Consider the following 225-nt stretch of genomic DNA (forward strand, 5'->3'; position numbering starts at 1 on the left):
ATCTTCCAGCAGTTCGCCGGCATGTCGCCGTTCCGTTCCCCAGATTGACGTTGCCTCGGCCTTGCCCATGAACGCCCGTTTTTCCACGGTCCAGCAGGCGACCGCGGGGGCGTGATAGATGGTCGTCTCGACCCCGAGCACCTCGGCGGTGAAGGCGATGATGTCTCTGACCGGCAACCAGGGAGCGCCAAGGCGCGCGGTGATCTCCGACGGACGCAGATCGGC

General features: G+C 65.3%; 1 protein-coding gene. It reads right to left on the reverse strand.

Annotated features, from left to right (window positions below):
* A partial coding sequence (locus tag B7449_RS18560; protein WP_048884047.1) for a hypothetical protein occupies nt 1-225 on the reverse strand: 225 nt, incomplete at both ends.

The organism is Komagataeibacter intermedius TF2, from assembly GCF_000964425.1.
Classification (GTDB): domain Bacteria; phylum Pseudomonadota; class Alphaproteobacteria; order Acetobacterales; family Acetobacteraceae; genus Komagataeibacter; species Komagataeibacter intermedius.